The following is a 15,781-nucleotide window of genomic DNA, read 5'->3' on the forward strand; positions in this document are numbered from 1 at the left end:
CCAGCGCATTATCGCCGCGGCGCGCCGTGCACTCCGCTGTCGCGCATCACCCCGTCGCATTCCTCGGTGAGCAGGCGGGCATGGCGCAGGATGTCCTCGCCGGTCAGATCCTGGGCGAAGCCGGTGAGGTTCATGGCATAGGTCGCCTGGCGGGTATGGTCGAAGATCGGCGCGGAGATGAGATCCACGGCATGGCTTTCGCCCGGCTCGATGCGTTCGGGCTGGTAGACCGCGCGCTCCAGCCCCTTGAGCAGCCGGGCGAGGTTCTCGTTCGATCGGGCGCGCGGCTGGTGGTCGTCGCGCTGCTCGGCCAGCGCGTCGTGGAGCGACGAGCCGACCGTGACCAGGAACCCGCGCGACCGCACCAGGTCCAGCGCCGCGCGCGCGCGCGCCGCGTCCGACCAGTCGCCCCGCGCGATCCAGTCCTCCACCTCGTCCGGTTCCGACCAGGCATAATACAGCGTGCCCAGCGGCGGCCGCAGGGTCAGCCGCTGGCCCACGCTCATGCTGGTGCGCGGCGCCGTGGCCCCCGCTGCCCGCGCCAGGCACACCGCGTCCTCGCCGGCGCGGGCGGTGACGGTGACTTCCAGCCCGGTGCGCTCGGCCAGGTTGCGGGCGGCATTGCGGGCATGGCCCAGGATCGGGTCGTTGGCGGCCACCGCCTCGCCCAGCGCGGCCAGCGCCGGCGAGAGGCGGTAGGTCTTGTGGACCGGATGGCGCACCAGGTAGCCGCGCCGCATCAGCACCGCGAGCACGGCATGGAGCGAAGCCACGTTGGTCCCGGTGTGCCGGACCAGCTCCGACAGGGTGTAGGCATGGCTGGGCGCCTGCGACAGGAAATCGATGATCTCCAGCGCCCGCAGCGCCGACAGGGCGGGCCGGGTCATGGCCGCCGCTTCCCGCGATTGTCGCCGGGCAGGGCTTCACGACCGCCGGGGTCATTGACGGAGGCGCATCGGTATTGCATCATGTAGAACGTTTTCGACATTGCAATAAAAATGTCAAGGCGCCGGTGGAGAGATGCGATGTATTATCCCAGGGCACTGCCGCGGAGGCGGCAGCTGAACGGCATCACATTCGAATGTCTGGAGCGCGGGGAAGGGCCGCCGCTGCTCTATCTCCACGCCAGCGAAGGGCTGGACCCGGACGAGGCGGTGATCGCGCGGCTGGCGGAGAATTTCCGCGTCATCGCTCCGGCGCACCCCGGCTTCGGCCTCAGCGAACTGCCGCGCACCACGCGCACCGTCGATGATCTCGCCTATTTCTACCTCGACCTGATCGATGCCGAGGGCTGGGACGATCTCACCGTGGTCGGCTCCTCGTTCGGCGGCTGGCTGGCGCTGGAGATCGCCACCAAATATGCCCACCGCATCGGCCGGCTGGTGCTCGACAATCCGCTGGGCCTGCGCTTTGCCGAGCGCGCGGACCGCGATTTCATCGACCTGTTCCAGTTGCCCCCGCCCGACTGGTCGCGCCATTTCCTCGCCGGCGCCCCCGAGGACGAGCGCGACTGGAGCGCCGAGCCCGAGGATGTGGCCCTGCGCGCGGCGCGCAACCGCGAGGCCTTCACCCGCTTCGGCTGGGCGCCCTATCTCCACAGTCCGGCGCTGAAGGCCCGGCTCCACCGCGCGGCCATGCCGGCGCTCGTGTTGTGGGGCGAAGAGGATGCGGTCGCCTCGCGCGGCTATGCCGAGGCGGTGGCCAGGGTGCTTCCCCAGGCCCGCTTTCAGGCGATCGCCGGGGCTGGCCACTATGCCTTTCACGATCAGCCCGAAGCCGTGGCCCGGGCCGTCGCCGATTTCGCCCTGACCCCGCAAGCCGCCGCCCAGGCCAAGGCGTAAGGAGGCCATCCCATGGACGTCTGGTATTTCACCGAGCAGAGCTATCACCCGGCCTGGGACAAGTTTCCCGGCGCGCTGCGGGTGGACATTCCCGGCCACCATGCCGACCCGGCGCTGATGTCGAAGCTGCTAAACGAGTATCTCGACCAGTATGTTCTGGCCGACGAGCTGGGCATGAACATCATGTTCAACGAACATCACACCGCCGCCACCTGCCTCAACATCTCGGTCACCATGGCGCTTGGCGTCATGGCGCGGCAGACCAAGAATGCGCGGCTCCTCGGTCTCGGCTCGATCATTTCCAACCGCCCCGATCCGGTCCGCGTGGCCGAGGAATATGCCTGGATCGACAATGTCTCGGGCGGACGGCTGGAAATGGGCATGGTCAAGGGCGCGGGCTGGGAACTGTTCGCCTCCAACGCCAACCCGGCGGGGATGATGGACCGCTTCTGGGAAGCGCACGACCTGATCCTGGCGGCGATGACCCGCAACGACGCGCCGTTTGCCTGGGAGGGCGAACACTTCAACTATCGCAACATCAACCTGTGGCCGCGCGGGGTGCAGCAGCCGCATCCGCCGATCTGGATGTCGGCCAACAGCAACGGCAGCGCCACGCTCATCGCCCGGCGCGGCTACCGGATGTTCGGCTTCATCGGCGGCTTCCCGAGCAAGCCGGTCTACGACACCTACCGCCGCGTCTATGCCGAAACCTTCGGCCATGCGCCGCAGGTCGATCGGCTGGCTTATCTCGGCATGGTCGCGATCGGCAAGACCCGCGCCGAGGCGGCCGAGCGGACCGCGCAGATGAAGGCCTATCTCGCCAGCGTGCGCCGGATGAACGCGGCCCACGTCGCTCCCTCCGGTTATGGCGGGCCGGAGGAATTCGCCGCCGCCCTGCGTAGCCCGTCGCGCGGCCGGATGAACGCCGGCGGCGGCCCGCCGCGCTACCTGCCCAGCGGCAAGGCGATGTCGGCCGTGCCCACCGATGCCGAACTGGCCGAGGCCGGCATGGTCTTCTCCGGCGAACCGCAGGAGGTGCTCGACCAGATCCTCGCCTTCAACGAACACATGGAAGGGCTTGGCCACCTCGGCATCATGGCCCAGGCCGCGGCCCTCACGCACGAGGATGCCTGCGACAACCTGCGCCTCTTTGCCGAACACGTGCTGCCCACGCTCAAGGGGCTGGACAATAGCGTTCCCTCCGGGCGCATGGCCGTAGAAGCGGCCGAATGAGCTGGGCCGGCAAGGTCGCCGTGGTCACCGGTGGCGCCATGGGCATCGGCGGGGCCACCGCCGATCTGCTGGCGGGGCAGGGGGCCAGGGTGGTGATCTTCGACACCGACCCGGCCGCCGCCGACCGCGTCGCGCGGATCGTCGCGGCCGGCGGCGAGGCGATCGCGGTCACCGGCAGCGTGGCGGCCGAAGCCGATGTCCAGGCGCTCGCCAGCCGGGCGGTGGAGGCCTTTGGCCGGATCGACCTCCTGGTGAACAACGCCGGGATCATGGGCCGCCATGACAGCCTGGCCGACTGGCCGCTGGCGCAGATCCGGCAGGTGCTCGACGTCAACCTGCTCGGCACCTTCCTGTGCTCCTATCTGCTCGCGCCGGTCATGGCGAAGACCGGCGGCGGCTCGATCGTCTCGGTCTCGTCGTTCGGCGCGATCGTGCCGGTGCCCTATTCGCCGCCCTATTCGGCCACCAAGGCGGGCGTTCTCGGCATGGTCCGCTCGATGGCGCCGTCGTTCGCCGCCATCGGCGTGCGGGTCAACGCCGTGCTCCCGGCGCTGACGGCAACCCCGATGGCGCTGGCCTCGGCCGCCGCGCAGTCGGTGCCCATGCTCGCGCCCGATGACCTGGCCCGGGCCATCGCCCATGTCGGCGCCGATGCCTCCATCACCGGCCAGTTCTTCTGCGTGACCCTGGGGGAAAACGGCCCGCAACTGGGGCGGCTGGTCGATCGCCCGCAGATCGAACCGGCGCAGACCACGCCGTTCTGAACCGCCGGAAGGAAGCCCATGCCGTCCGATTGCCCGATGGCCGCCGCCACCCCGCACCTGCCGCCCGAGCGGCCGGGCCAGCCCGCGCCCGCCGATCTCGCCCAGCGCCGGCAAGGCCTGGCCGGCGCGGCGGCGGCGGGCCTGTGGCGCACCGATCCGCCGGCCGAGGCGATTGACCTTGGCGGCGTGCGCGCCCTGCGCTTCCGGCCGGCCGGGCCATCGGCCGCCACCGTGCTGCACTTCCACGGCGGCGGCTACCGTATCGGCCAGCCCGAACAGGTCGCCCCTTTCGCCGCCGCGCTCGCCCGGCGCTGCGGGGTGACCGTGGTCTGCCCGGCCTACCGCCTCGCACCCGAACATCCCTTTCCCGCCGCCATCGTCGATGCGCGGGCCGCGCAGCAGGCGCTCGTCGCGGCGGGCGAGAGGCGGCTGATCCTCAGCGGCGATTCCGCCGGCGGGGGCATCGCCGCGGCTCTCGCGCAGCTTGCCGCCCGCGATCCCGCCCCGCCGCTGGGGCTGGTCCTGCTCTCGGCATGGCTCGATCTCACCGTCACCAGCCCGGCCTATCGCGCCAATGCGGCCAGCGATCCGCTGTTCTCCGAACAGTCCGCGCGCGAGGCCGCCGCGCTCTACCTGCAAGGCGCGCCCGCCACCGATCCGCTCGCCTCGCCGCTGTTCGCCGCCGCCACCCTGTTTCCGCCCACGCTGGTCAGCGCGGGGCAGGGCGAGGTGCTGGCGGACGATGCCTGCACGTTCCACGCGCAGCTCGTCACCGCCCGGGTGCCCGCGCGGCTCAGACTGGTGCCCGGCATGGAACACGTTGCCGTCACCCGCGACATGGCGCTGGCGGGAGCCGCCGAAACCTTCGCGGAGATCGCCCGGTTCATCGCCAGCCTCGGCACGGCCACCCCGGGCACGGCCAGCCTCGGCACGGATTGACAGCGATGCCCCGCGCGTAGAGGTCTGGCCCATGGCCAACACCCGCGTCGCTCACCCCTGTCTGCACGGCAAGATCATGGATGCGGAAGGCGCGGCGGCGCTGATCCGCCCAGGCACCGCGGTGGGGATGAGCGGGTTCACCGGCGCCGGCTATCCCAAGGCGGTGCCCCAGGCGCTCGCCCGGCGGATCGAGATGGCCCACGCGGCCGGCGATCCCTTCTCGCTCAAGGTGTGGACCGGCGCCTCGACCGGCCCGGAACTCGATGGCGCGCTGGCCCGGGCCAGGGGCATCGATTTCCGCGCGCCCTACAATTCCGATCCCGTGGTGCGTGACCAGATCAACCGCGGCGAGCTGGACTATTGCGACATCCACCTCAGCGAAGTCGCCCCGATGACCCTCCAGGGCTTCTTCGGCCCGCTCGACACGGCGCTGATCGAGGTGACCGCGATCCGCGCGGATGGCGCGCTGGTGCCCTCCTCGTCGGTCGGCAACAACCAGACCTGGCTCGACCAGGCCCGCCAGGTGATTGTCGAGGTCAATTGCTGGCAGGCGCGCGAGATGGAGGGGATGCACGATATCTGGTGCTGCGACGCCCTGCCGCCCAACCGCCAGCCGATCCCGCTGGTCCGCGCCGATGATCGCATCGGCTCGCCCACCTTCCGCTGCGATCCCGGCAAGATCGTCGCCGTGGTCGAAACGGACTCGCCCGATCGCAACCAGGCCTTCCGCAAGCCCGATGAAACCTCGCACACCATTGCCGGGCACATTCTCGAATTTCTCGGTCACGAAGTGCGCCAGGGCCGCCTGCCGGCCTCGCTGCTGCCGCTCCAGTCGGGCGTGGGCAATATCGCCAATGCCGTGCTGACCGGCCTCATCACCGGCCCGTTCGAGGGGATGACCGCCTTCACCGAGGTGATCCAGGACGGGATGGTGGACCTGCTGGATAGCGGCAAGCTGCGGATGGCCTCGTCCACCGCCTTCTCGCTCAGCCCGGACTACGCGCATCGCCTCAATGCCGAGATGGCCCGCTACCGGGATCGCATCGTGCTGCGCCCGCAAGAGATCAGCAACCACCCCGAACTGATCCGGCGGCTGGGCTGCATCGCCATGAACGGGCTGATCGAGGCCGATATCTACGGCAACGTCAATTCCACCCACATCATGGGCTCGCGGATGCAGAACGGGATCGGCGGCTCGGGCGATTTCGCGCGCAATGCGTGGATCTCGATCTTCATGAGCCCCTCGCTAGCCAAGGGCGGGGCGATCTCTACCATCGTGCCGATGGTCTCCCACGTCGATCACATCGATCAGGACGTGCAGGTGCTGGTGACCGAACAAGGCCTGGCCGACCTGCGCGGCCTTTCGCCCAAGCAGCGCGCCCGCCTGATCATCCAGCGCTGCGCCCATCCCACTTTCCGGCCCATGCTGGAGGACTATTTCGACCGCGCCTGCCATGGCGCCTACGGCTTCCATTCCCCCTCGCTGCCCGGCGAGGCGCTGTCCTGGCACCAGCGCTTCATCGACACCGGGACGATGAAACCGGCCCTGGCTTGATTGCGCGCGCCCAACCGGCTGTAGTGCGCCAGCCCGCACCGGCACGAGAGGATCGCATGGATATTGTCGACGCCCAGTTCCATCTGTTCATGACCATGGACGCCGAAGCCGGGCTCTGCGCGATGGACGCGCTCGGCATCCGCTCGGTCCTGATCGACGAGCTGTGGGGGGCGACCAGCGCGCGCATGGACCCCGATGGCTCGATGCCGGGCCTGCGCCTGCCTGGCGGCCAGTGGCGGGCGACCTCGCCGGGGGGGCAGATGGCCAGCCTGCGGTGGCCTGAGCGCTACGGCTTCCAGCTGCGCCTTTACCCAAATGATCCCGATCTCGAGTCGGTGATGACCGAAATCGCGCGCGCGCCAGGCCACCGCGCCTTCCGCTACGATTCGCGCGACGCGCACGAACGTGATGCCGCCGCCGCCGGAGATCGGATGGACCTGTTCCGCATCGCCCAGCGCCTTGGCCGGCCAATCTCGGTCACTGGCCGTATCCCCGATTTCGAGCAGTATTTCCGCGCCTTCCCCGACCTCCTGTTCCTTCTCGACCATTGCGGCGTGCCGCGCAGCGAGGCGGATTTCGAGCACATCCTCGGCCTTGCCCGTTATCCCAACCTGCGCCTCAAATGGAGCCACGCGCCGCGCATCCTGCACGGCGGAGCCTACCCCTTCCAGCCCGCGCGCGATAAGCTCTACCGCGCGATCGACGCCTGGGGGCGCGACCGGATCATGTGGGGGAGCGACTTTACCGCCATTCCCATGGTCTGCGCCAATTTCGGCGGGGAACCCTATTCCTGGGCCGAAGCCCTGTTCTACATCCGCGACGATCCGCACCTGTCGGCCGAGGACAAGGCCTGGCTGCTCGGCCGCACCGCGCGCCAGGTCTACGACTGGCCCGCCACCGCGCCGCAATCCGCCTGACGGTCGGGCAGCTGGACCGGGCAGCAGGGCGGGGCAGGCGGCACCTTCGCGGGGGCGTTTTCCGCGTCGGCCCTGTCCCTGTCCATTGCCAACCGGCCAGTGCGCGCTAGCCTTGGCGTCAAGCATGGTGGTGGCCCGTGAACGCCGGTTCGCCCGCACCGCCCAAGCGGCAGGAAGGCCGCGCCGAAAATCCAGGAGAGAGCCATGAAAACCAGTGAAATCATCGGCGATGCGCCGGCCGATCGGACCGCGCCCGGCCATGGCTTCACCGCCCACGTGGTCGCCGAAGCCGCCCGGATCGGTCCCGAGCGGCTGACCGCCAATGTGCTCGCGCGCACGAAGCAGGCCGTGCTCGATTGGCTGGGGGTCAGCATCTCGGGGGCGCAGCAGGATTCGGCGCGCGCCACCCAGGCTTTCCTGGCGAGCGAGGGCGGCCCCGGCGCCGCCCGCGTGATCGGCACCGCGCAAAGGGCCACCGCCCGCCAGGCCGCGCTCGCCGTGGGCATCGCCGGCCATTCGCAGGACTATGACGACATGGGCGTGGGCGGCCATCCCTCGGTGGTGGTCCTGCCGGCGGTCTTCGCGGTGGCGCAGGAGGTGGGGGCCAGCGGCCTTGCCACGATCATCGCGCTGCTGCGCGGCTACGAGGCGATGGGCATGGTCTCGGCGGCCTGCACCAACGCCTCCTATGCGCGCGGCTATCACTGCACCGGCACCTTCGGCGCCTTCGGCGCCACGGTCGGCGCGGGCACCCTGCTCGATCTCGATCCGCTCACCATGCAGCGCGCCATGGGCATCGCCGGCTCGCAGGCCTCGGGTCTGAAGGCCAATTTCGGCACCATGTCCAAGCACCTCAACGCCGGCCACGCGGCGGCGGTCGGCGTGCTCTCGGCGCGCATGGCCCAACACGGCTTCACCGGGGCGACCGACGTGATCGAAAGCCCGCAAGGCTTTGCGATAACCCACAATCCCGCCCCCGATGATTTCGACCCCGCCGCCCCCTTCGCCTCGCTGGGCGAACGGCTGGCGGTCGAACGGATCATGTTCAAGCAGCACGCCGCCTGCGGGGGCACCCATTCGGCGATCAACGGCATCAATCTGATCCGCGCCCGCCGCCCGTTCACCCTGGCCGATGTCGCCGATGTCGAACTGGTCGTCTCGGAACAGGCGATGACCGTCTGCGCCATTCCCGAGCCGCGCACCGGGGTGGAGGGGATGTTCAGCCTGCGCCACGCCGCCGCCCTGGCACTGACCGGAACCAGCACCGGCCCGAGCGGCTTCACCGATGCCTGCGTCAACGATCCGCTGCTGCTCGCCGCGCGCGACAAGGTGCGCGTCACCCCCATGCCCGGCGGCAATGCCGGCACCCCCACCGAGGTCCGCCTGCGCTTCACCGATGGCCAGGTGCTGACCGAGCGCAACGAACTGCTGGTCGTCACGCCCGATGATCGCCTCGACGAACAGTGGCACGCGCTGGTTGCCAAGTTCCACGATATCGTCGCCCCCATCCTCGGCGCCGAACGTTCGCGCGAACTGGTCGGCCTGGTCGAACGGCTCGAAACCCTGGCCTCCATCGCCGAACTGACCGAGCGCACCGCCCCCTGATCGGGCGGGGGCGGTGCAGATCGCCTACATGATGGTATTCCACGCAAGTGGTGCATAGTGGGCAAAGCCAGGGGCGCTCGAAGGGCGCGTCGAGGAGAGGCGGGCGGGGAGGCGGCTCATGCAAGCGGACTATGTGATCGTGGGGGCCGGCTCGGCTGGCTGCGTCCTGGCCAACCGCCTGAGCGAAGACGGCAAGTTCCGCGTCCTGCTGATCGAGGCAGGTGATGATGACCGGCTGACCAACCTGCGCCAGGTCATCTCCAATGTGATGGTCACCGTGCCGATCGGCTATGCGAAAACGATCAAGGATGCCGCGGTCAACTGGAAGTACCAGACCGAGCCTGATCCCGGCATCGATGGCCGCGTCCTCACCTGGTCCAAGGGCAAGGTCTTCGGCGGCTCCTCGTCGATCAACGGGATGCTCTACGTGCGCGGCCAGCACGCCGACTATGATGGCTGGCGCGATCTGGGCTGCACCGGCTGGGGCTGGGCTGACGTGTTCCCCTATTTCCTGCGCTCCGAAGACCAGGAACGCGGCGCCAGCCAATACCACGCCACCGGCGGCCCGCTCACCGTGTCCGATCCCACCATGGCCCACCCCGTCTCGGCCATGGTGGTCGAAGCCTGCCAGGCCGCGGGCCTGCCCCGGCGCGACTATAATGGCGCGCAGCAGGAGGGGGTGGACTGGTTCCAGCTCAACATCCGCAAGGGCCGCCGCTGCTCCGCCGCCGTCGCCTATCTCCACCCGGCATTGAAGCGGCCCAATGTGGAAGTAATCTCGCGGGCCACGGTCACCCGCGTGGTCATCGAAGGCCGGCGGGCGACCGGCGTCGAATTCCTGCGCGATGGCCAGCGCATCACCGTGAAAGCCAATGCCGAAGTGATCCTCGCCGCCGGCTCGATCGGCTCGCCCCAGATCCTGCAACTGTCGGGCGTGGGGCCGGGGGCGTTGCTCGCGGACCTCGGCATCGCGGTCGCCGCCGATCTTCCCGGCGTGGGCGAGAACCTCCAGGACCATTACGTGGTCGCCCAGAACTTCCGGCTGAAGCCGGGCGTCCCCTCGGTCAACGCGCTGACCCGCGGCCCGCGCCTGCTTGCCCAGGGGCTGAAGTACCTGCTCACCCGCAAGGGGCTGTTCGCCATGTCCTCCGCCCACGTGGCGGCGTTCGTCAGGTCGCGCCCTGATGTCGCCCGCCCGGATATCCAGTTCCACATCCTGCCCGCCACCTCGCGCCGCTCGATGGAAGACAATCTCAAGGTCGAACTCGACCGTGAGCCGGGCCTCACCATGGCCCCCTGCCAGCTCCGCCCGGAATCGCGCGGGCAGGTCCGCATCCGTTCGATCGATCCGGCCGCCCATCCCGCGATCCGGCCCAACTATCTTTCCGCCGAGGAAGACCAGCGGGTGGCCATTGCCGGCCTGCGCTGGGGCCGGCGAATTGCCGAGCAGGCGCCGCTGCGCGATGTCATCGCCCACGAAATGATGCCCGGCGAAAGCCTTCAGACCGACGATGACCTGCTCGCCCACGCCCGCCGCGCCGGCAACACGATCTATCACCCGGTCGGCACCTGCGCGATGGGCAGCGATGCCGGCGCGGTGGTCGATTCCGAATTGCGGGTCCGGGGGATCGACGGCCTGCGCGTGGTCGATGCCAGCGTTATGCCGCGCCTCGTCTCGGGCAATACCAATGCCCCCACCATCATGATCGCGGAAAAAGCCGCCGACCTGATCCGCGGCCGGAAGGCATCCGCCGTGCAATAAGGCCGTGGTTGCGGTGCGCTGGCTGTCCGGGGTGTTTGCAGGGGCGTTGCAGGGCCGTTGCAGATGGCCCCGACCGGCCTAGCCCCGGAACAGGTGATCCACCGCGTACCACTCCTCGGCCTCGGTGTTGTAGGTGATCCCGAGATCGGCGCAGGTATCGGCGATGGTCATGTCGAGATACTGGTCCCAGTCCACCATGTACATCGGGCAGGGCAGGGCGAAGCCCATCTCGATCGCCTTCTGCGTGGCCTTGAGCAGATAGGGCATCCCCGCCGGGTAATGGATTGAATTCCGCATGAAACTGGCCGAATTGGCCATCGCCGTGCCAAGGTTGACGATCCCCGCCAGCTCCGGGGTCAGGTGCAGGTTGGAACCCACGCTGGAAAGCAGCGAGATCGCGTGCTCGCCCGGCTGGTTGGTGCCGAACCCGGTGACGATGTGCTCCACGTCATGCCCGGCCGAACGGCGCTTGAGGATATAGTCGACATCGCTTTCGATCGGATCGCCCTGGCGCATGAAATCGGCGCTCATCCCCGATTTCGCCATGAATTCATGGATCGCCGCGCCCAGCGTTCCCGGCGCGCATTCGCGCACCCGGTCCAGCGGCCAGACGGGCAGCTTGCGCGCGTCCACCCAGTCACGGAACCCCGGATTCGTGCGCTTTTCCGCCTCCACCAGCGCCACGAACCGATCGACGTCGGTCACCTCGGCCACGGCGCGGAACGAGGTCGGCAGGTGGTAGGTCACCGGCAGGTCCCAGCCATAGCGCCGCAGCGAGGCCTGGCACCAGGCATCGCGGAACACCGGGCTGTTGAGGAACTTCGAATTCGAGGTGAGGAAGCTGCCGGTCGGCGGATGTTCCCCGCCCTGGAGATAGGCGGCCTCGGCCTCGCTCATCGCTCGGACCAGGCGGGGGCGGGGCTGCTTGTGGCCAGTCATGTCGTTCATAACCTTCCCTTTTTGCAACGCCCACCCGGCCGCCGGTGCCGCGCTAGGCCACCGGGGCGAAGCGCACCAGCACGGCCTCGTCCCCTTCCGGGCAGAACCGCGCCGTCACCCGCTGGCCGATCACCGGCTTCTCGCAGTCCACCACATTGGTGATCACCATCGGCCCGGCGTCAAGCCGGACCATGGCGACGTTGTAGGGCAAACGGTCGGCAAAGCCGGGATGGAAGGCGCGGTGGTAGACGATGAACGACCAGACCGTGCCGGTCGGCTCGACCTCCACCCAGTCATCGGCGGTCATCTCGCGCAGGCAGGTGCTGCACACCGGCTTGGGCGGCCACTGGCGCGTCTGGCAGGCGTTGCATTGCTGCACCATCAGGCGTTGCTCGCGCGCGGCGGCCCAGTAGGGCGCGGTCAGCGGGCGGTCGAGGGCGGGCAGGGGGATGCTTGCCATGGCTCAGTCCTCCACGGTCAGGATGGTGGCCGCGCCGCGCAGGCCGGCTGCCGCCGAGGCATATTGTGCCACCCGCGCGCCCAGCACCTGCCGCGCGCCGCATTCGCCGCGCAATTGCCGCACCGCCTCGCACAGGTGGAGCCAGCCCCACATATAGGCTTCCGACAATTGCCCGCCATTGGTGTTGACCGGCAGCCTGCCGCCCAGCCGCGTGTTGCCCGCAGCCACGAACGGCCCACTCTCGCCCGGCTGGCAGAAGCCGTAATGCTCCAGCATTTCCAGGATATAGAAGCTGCACGGGTCCTGCACGTAGAGCAGGTCGATCTGGTCCGGCGTGAAGCCGGAGCTGCCGTAGAGCCGCGCGGCCACGTTTTTCATCCACGGGCGCATGACATTGTCTTCAAGGTCGTTCGAACGCCAGGCCGCCTGTTCGGCCATCCCGGCGACGGACACCGCCTTGCCGGGCAGGTCGCGGGCGCGCTCGGCCGAGGTGACGATCAGCGCTGCGCCGCCATCGGAGATCATCGTCATGTCGTGCCGCCGCAGCGGCTCGATCAGGTAGGGCGTGGCGAGATAATCGTCGATGGTCAGCGGATCGGTGAACACCGACAGCGGGTTCATCCGGGCATATTCGCGCTGGACCACGGCCACGTGGCCAAGCTGCTCCTCGGTGGTCCCATAGAGGTGCCGGTGGCGGTTGAAGGCCATGGCGAAGGGCGCGGCCACGTGGAGATAGCCATAGGGGTGGGTGAAATCGGCGCCGGCCCCATAGCCGCCGGCAAAGCTCGCCTTGTTGGTGCGCTGGTTGCAGCCGTAGATCAGCGCCACGGTGGAGGCGAGGCCCGAGGCGATCGCCATGACCGCGAGGTGCAGCGAGAAATTGCACGAGCCATAGTCCAGCGTGGCGCTGAAGGCGGGATCGATCCCCAGCAGCGGGCCGAACGAAGCGTCGGTCCCTTGCCCCTGGGTGGTGGCGCAGGTGATCAGCCCGTCGATCTCGCTCTTGTCGATCCCGCTGTCGGCCAGCGCGAGGCCCAGCGCCTCCACGCCGATCTGCTCCGCGCTGCGCCCGGGATGCTCGCCCTGGCGCGTGGTGCCGACGCCGACGATGGCGGTCTTCCCGCGCCAGGTTTCGGCCTTGAGGATATGGGCCATCAGATGATCCCCTGGTCCACCAGCCGGCCGATCTCACCCGACGACATCCCCAGCAGGTCGCCATAGACGTATTCGTTGTCCTCGCCATAGCAGGGCGCGCCGCGATTGGTCGGGCCGCCAATCCAGGTCGGCGTCTCGGAGAGCTTCACCGGCACTTCGGCCACCGGCCAGGTGCCGATCTTCGTGCCCGTTACCTCGGTCAGCCATTCCAGCGCGGCCAGCTGCGGATCATGGTCGCAGCGATCTTCCGCCGTCTGGCACACCCCGGCGGCCACGCCCGCGCCCTGGAGCGCGTGCATCAGGGCATAGGCGTCCCACTGCGCGGTCCAGCCACTGATTGCCTTGTCGAGCGTGTCCTGGTGGGCCAGCCGCGCGGCCAGCGTGGCGAAGCGCGGGTCGCGCGCCCAGTCGGGATCGCCGGCAACGCGCACCAGCGCCTGCCACTCGGCCTCGCCGAAGCAGGCGATCGTCAGCCAGCGGTCGGTGCCCTGGCAGCGATAGGCACCGTGCGGGGCGGCGGGCTTGTAGGGCGAGCGGTTGCCGAAGCGGCGCCATTCGCGGCCATTGGCCGACCAGTCGAGCGTGGGCACGCCGGTCAGGAAGATGCCGCTCTCGCACTGCGAGGCATCGATGTGCTGGCCCTTGCCGGTGCGGTCGCGCTGGAAGATCGCGGCCATGGTGGCGACCGCCATCGAATAGGCGCCCATCCAGTCCAGGTAGGAATAGCCCCAGCCGGCGGGCATCGCCGGTTCGGGCAGGCCCGACATTTCCGAGGTGCCGGCGAGTGCCCCGGCGATCGGCCCCAGCGCGCGGAACCGGCCATAGCGGCCCTTGGAGCCCATGCCCGATTGCTGGACATAGATGATGTCCTCGCGGATCTGGCGCAGGGCATCGTAGCCAAGCCCCCACTTGTCCATCACGCCGGGCGAGAAGCCTTCCGCCACGATGTCGCTGATGCCCACGATCCGCCGGGCGATCTCCATGCCCTCGGGATGGCGCACGTTGAGCGAGATGCCCAGCTTTCCGGGGTTCTTGTTGTTGAACTGGCCGCCCATGTTCTCATCGACGATGCCGGGGAGCGGGCCGGTGGCGTTTCGCCGCGCCTCGCGCCCGCCCACCGGGGCGAAAGCGCCCATGCGGGTATCGGGATTGCCCTTCCACTCGATCTTGATCGATTCCGCGCCGAAGGCCGCCAGGAAGCGCATGGCCCCGGCCGAGGCGAGGAACCAGGTGAAGTCGCAGATGCGAACGCCCTGCAGGGGGAACGGCTTGCCCCGGGCCGAAAGGCGTGGCTCGGCCGGCGCGGCGGCGCTGGCGGCAACTTTTGCCATGGCGGGCCGGGCGGGCCAGAAGCCATCGGCCAGCACCTCGGCGCGGTCTTCGTCGAGCAGCGGCGCGCGGCGGCCAACCACCCAGTCGCTCGCGGTCGAAAGCCACTTGCCGGTCACATAGGTGAACGACTTGCCCAGCTCCGGATGGTCCACCTCGGCATAGGTCTTGCGTTCCCACCAGTGCGCGTCGGCCACGTTGTCGTGCGGCTTCCGCAAGGGGGCGGTGAGCAGGCCGATCTCCTGGCCTTCGCGCCAGGGCGCATCGTCGAACAGGAACTTGCGCCAGATGCGCCCGCCAACCTCGCCGACCAGCACTTCGCTCAACTCCGGGTTGGAGCCGGGGATCTCGCGCCCGCCGCCGGCCTTGACCTTGTCGGCCTCGGCGTCGAGGTTGGATGGAATGCCGTATTTCGCCGCGAAATCGCCCATCAGCGAGGCGCCCTTGCCCCGGAAGGGAAAGGTCATGATCCAGCGCCCGTCCTTGGTATTGGCGATGAACGGGGCGACCGAGACCTTCTCGGCGGCATGGCGGCAGGTCTGGCGGAACAGGGGCGCGCGGCGCATCACCCAGTTCATCAGGTCAAGCTCGGTGTTCTTCGACACCGCATCGTGGACCGCGCAGGAAACGTACTGTCCCCGGCCGGTGCGGCGCTGGTGGATCAGCGCCCCCAGGATGCCCATCGCGAACTGTTCGCCCGCGATATAGTAAGCGTGCCACAATTGCCCGGCGATCGGCGGGGTATCATATTCGCCATCGGGCCGGGGATCGTAGCCGCAGTTCATCATCGGCCCGCCGAGCGCGAGATGGACCAGATCGGAGGCCTTGTAGTCCTTCCACGGCCCGGTATCGCCGAACGGCGACATCCGCGCGACGATCAGGTGCGGGAAGCGCGCGGCCAGCTCATCACTGGACAGGCCCAGCCGGTCCAGCTGTTCGCGGTTGCCCGAAACCAGGAACACGTCGGCCCGCGCCAGCAGGCCCAGCAGCGCCTCGCGCTCGGCCGCCACTTCCGGATCAAGCACGAGCGAGCGCTTGGCCCGGTTGTGGGTCCAGAAGTGGAGCGAACGCTCGGGATCGGGCACGTCCTCGTAGAACGGGCCGATCGCGCGGGTCGGCGCGCCGTCGCGCGGCTCGACCTTGACCACTTCGGCGCCCAGCCCGGCCAGGAGCAGGCCGCAATATTCCGCCTGCTCGTCGGCCATTTCGACCACGCGCACGCCATCAAGATAGGTTTCGGTACCGGAATTGCTTTGCATGATGATGTTACTGCTCGGAAATT

At 69.0% G+C, this 15,781-nt stretch carries 13 protein-coding genes; 8 read left to right on the forward strand and 5 right to left on the reverse strand.

Going from position 1 to position 15,781, the window contains the following annotated elements; all coding sequences use genetic code 11:
* Nucleotides 1-8 precede the first annotated feature (8 nt).
* Nucleotides 9-887, reverse strand: coding sequence for an IclR family transcriptional regulator (locus tag ACFOD9_RS05510; protein WP_379509090.1), 879 nt, complete (start codon nucleotides 885-887; stop codon nucleotides 9-11).
* A 138-nt stretch (nucleotides 888-1,025) separates the two neighbouring features.
* On the opposite strand from ACFOD9_RS05510, the gene ACFOD9_RS05515 reads away from it, so the two are divergent.
* From ACFOD9_RS05515 to ACFOD9_RS05550, 8 genes are all read left to right on the forward strand, one after another.
* The gene (locus tag ACFOD9_RS05515; RefSeq protein ID WP_379509091.1) at nucleotides 1,026-1,841 is read left to right on the forward strand and encodes an alpha/beta fold hydrolase; all 816 of its coding nucleotides are present in this window, start codon (nucleotides 1,026-1,028) and stop codon (nucleotides 1,839-1,841) included.
* A gap of 12 nt (nucleotides 1,842-1,853) precedes the next feature.
* The gene (locus ACFOD9_RS05520; RefSeq protein ID WP_379509092.1) at nucleotides 1,854-3,074 is read left to right on the forward strand and encodes an LLM class flavin-dependent oxidoreductase; all 1,221 of its coding nucleotides are present in this window, start codon (nucleotides 1,854-1,856) and stop codon (nucleotides 3,072-3,074) included.
* Entirely contained in the window at nucleotides 3,071-3,838 is a 768-nt protein-coding gene (locus ACFOD9_RS05525) for an SDR family NAD(P)-dependent oxidoreductase (RefSeq protein ID WP_379509093.1), read from the forward strand. The genes ACFOD9_RS05520 and ACFOD9_RS05525 overlap by 4 nt, the downstream gene beginning before the upstream one ends.
* A gap of 18 nt (nucleotides 3,839-3,856) precedes the next feature.
* Nucleotides 3,857-4,777 carry an alpha/beta hydrolase fold domain-containing protein gene (locus ACFOD9_RS05530; protein WP_379509094.1) on the forward strand — a complete coding sequence of 307 codons (921 nt, stop codon included), beginning with the start codon at nucleotides 3,857-3,859 and terminating at the stop codon, nucleotides 4,775-4,777.
* 31 nt (nucleotides 4,778-4,808) lie between these two features.
* The gene (locus ACFOD9_RS05535) at nucleotides 4,809-6,332 is read left to right on the forward strand and encodes an acetyl-CoA hydrolase/transferase family protein (RefSeq protein ID WP_379509095.1); all 1,524 of its coding nucleotides are present in this window, start codon (nucleotides 4,809-4,811) and stop codon (nucleotides 6,330-6,332) included.
* 56 nt (nucleotides 6,333-6,388) lie between these two features.
* Nucleotides 6,389-7,249, forward strand: a complete 861-nt coding sequence (locus ACFOD9_RS05540; protein ID WP_379509096.1) for an amidohydrolase family protein — start codon at nucleotides 6,389-6,391, stop codon at nucleotides 7,247-7,249.
* A 204-nt stretch (nucleotides 7,250-7,453) separates the two neighbouring features.
* On the forward strand, nucleotides 7,454-8,854 hold the full coding sequence (locus ACFOD9_RS05545; RefSeq protein ID WP_379509097.1) for an MmgE/PrpD family protein: 1,401 nt from the start codon (nucleotides 7,454-7,456) through the stop codon (nucleotides 8,852-8,854).
* Nucleotides 8,855-8,972: 118 nt separating this feature from the next.
* On the forward strand, nucleotides 8,973-10,616 hold the full coding sequence (locus tag ACFOD9_RS05550; RefSeq protein ID WP_379509098.1) for a GMC family oxidoreductase: 1,644 nt from the start codon (nucleotides 8,973-8,975) through the stop codon (nucleotides 10,614-10,616).
* A gap of 78 nt (nucleotides 10,617-10,694) precedes the next feature.
* On the opposite strand, the gene ACFOD9_RS05555 is transcribed toward ACFOD9_RS05550, so the two are convergent.
* Genes ACFOD9_RS05555 through ACFOD9_RS05570 form a run of 4 tightly spaced genes read right to left on the reverse strand, consistent with a single transcriptional unit; the run spans nucleotide 10,695 to nucleotide 15,758 of the window.
* Nucleotides 10,695-11,564, reverse strand: a complete 870-nt coding sequence (locus ACFOD9_RS05555) for a Coq4 family protein (RefSeq protein ID WP_379509099.1) — start codon at nucleotides 11,562-11,564, stop codon at nucleotides 10,695-10,697.
* Nucleotides 11,565-11,607: 43 nt separating this feature from the next.
* Nucleotides 11,608-12,015: a Zn-ribbon domain-containing OB-fold protein gene (locus tag ACFOD9_RS05560; RefSeq protein ID WP_379509100.1), complete on the reverse strand. Its 408-nt coding sequence runs from the start codon at nucleotides 12,013-12,015 to the stop codon at nucleotides 11,608-11,610.
* Nucleotides 12,016-12,018: 3 nt separating this feature from the next.
* Nucleotides 12,019-13,170 (reverse strand): thiolase family protein, encoded by a 1,152-nt coding sequence (locus ACFOD9_RS05565; protein WP_379509101.1) that lies wholly within the window; start codon nucleotides 13,168-13,170, stop codon nucleotides 12,019-12,021.
* Nucleotides 13,170-15,758, reverse strand: coding sequence for a CaiB/BaiF CoA-transferase family protein (locus tag ACFOD9_RS05570; protein ID WP_379509102.1), 2,589 nt, complete (start codon nucleotides 15,756-15,758; stop codon nucleotides 13,170-13,172). The genes ACFOD9_RS05565 and ACFOD9_RS05570 overlap by 1 nt, the downstream gene beginning before the upstream one ends.
* Nucleotides 15,759-15,781 lie beyond the last annotated feature (23 nt).

It is taken from the genome of Novosphingobium bradum (assembly GCF_042646485.1).
In the GTDB taxonomy this organism is placed as follows: Bacteria; Pseudomonadota; Alphaproteobacteria; order Sphingomonadales; family Sphingomonadaceae; genus Novosphingobium; species Novosphingobium bradum.

What these genes read in the sequence shown, in the direction of transcription:
- ACFOD9_RS05510 (WP_379509090.1), bottom strand. Translation starts at nt 887, where the DNA reads ATGACCCGGCCCGCCCTGTCGGCGCTGCGGGCGCTGGAGATCATCGAT.
- ACFOD9_RS05515 (WP_379509091.1), top strand. Translation starts at nt 1,026, where the DNA reads ATGTATTATCCCAGGGCACTGCCGCGGAGGCGGCAGCTGAACGGCATC.
- ACFOD9_RS05520 (WP_379509092.1), top strand. Translation starts at nt 1,854, where the DNA reads ATGGACGTCTGGTATTTCACCGAGCAGAGCTATCACCCGGCCTGGGAC.
- ACFOD9_RS05525 (WP_379509093.1), top strand. Translation starts at nt 3,071, where the DNA reads ATGAGCTGGGCCGGCAAGGTCGCCGTGGTCACCGGTGGCGCCATGGGC.
- ACFOD9_RS05530 (WP_379509094.1), top strand. Translation starts at nt 3,857, where the DNA reads ATGCCGTCCGATTGCCCGATGGCCGCCGCCACCCCGCACCTGCCGCCC.
- ACFOD9_RS05535 (WP_379509095.1), top strand. Translation starts at nt 4,809, where the DNA reads ATGGCCAACACCCGCGTCGCTCACCCCTGTCTGCACGGCAAGATCATG.
- ACFOD9_RS05540 (WP_379509096.1), top strand. Translation starts at nt 6,389, where the DNA reads ATGGATATTGTCGACGCCCAGTTCCATCTGTTCATGACCATGGACGCC.
- ACFOD9_RS05545 (WP_379509097.1), top strand. Translation starts at nt 7,454, where the DNA reads ATGAAAACCAGTGAAATCATCGGCGATGCGCCGGCCGATCGGACCGCG.
- ACFOD9_RS05550 (WP_379509098.1), top strand. Translation starts at nt 8,973, where the DNA reads ATGCAAGCGGACTATGTGATCGTGGGGGCCGGCTCGGCTGGCTGCGTC.
- ACFOD9_RS05555 (WP_379509099.1), bottom strand. Translation starts at nt 11,564, where the DNA reads ATGAACGACATGACTGGCCACAAGCAGCCCCGCCCCCGCCTGGTCCGA.
- ACFOD9_RS05560 (WP_379509100.1), bottom strand. Translation starts at nt 12,015, where the DNA reads ATGGCAAGCATCCCCCTGCCCGCCCTCGACCGCCCGCTGACCGCGCCC.
- ACFOD9_RS05565 (WP_379509101.1), bottom strand. Translation starts at nt 13,170, where the DNA reads ATGGCCCATATCCTCAAGGCCGAAACCTGGCGCGGGAAGACCGCCATC.
- ACFOD9_RS05570 (WP_379509102.1), bottom strand. Translation starts at nt 15,758, where the DNA reads ATGCAAAGCAATTCCGGTACCGAAACCTATCTTGATGGCGTGCGCGTG.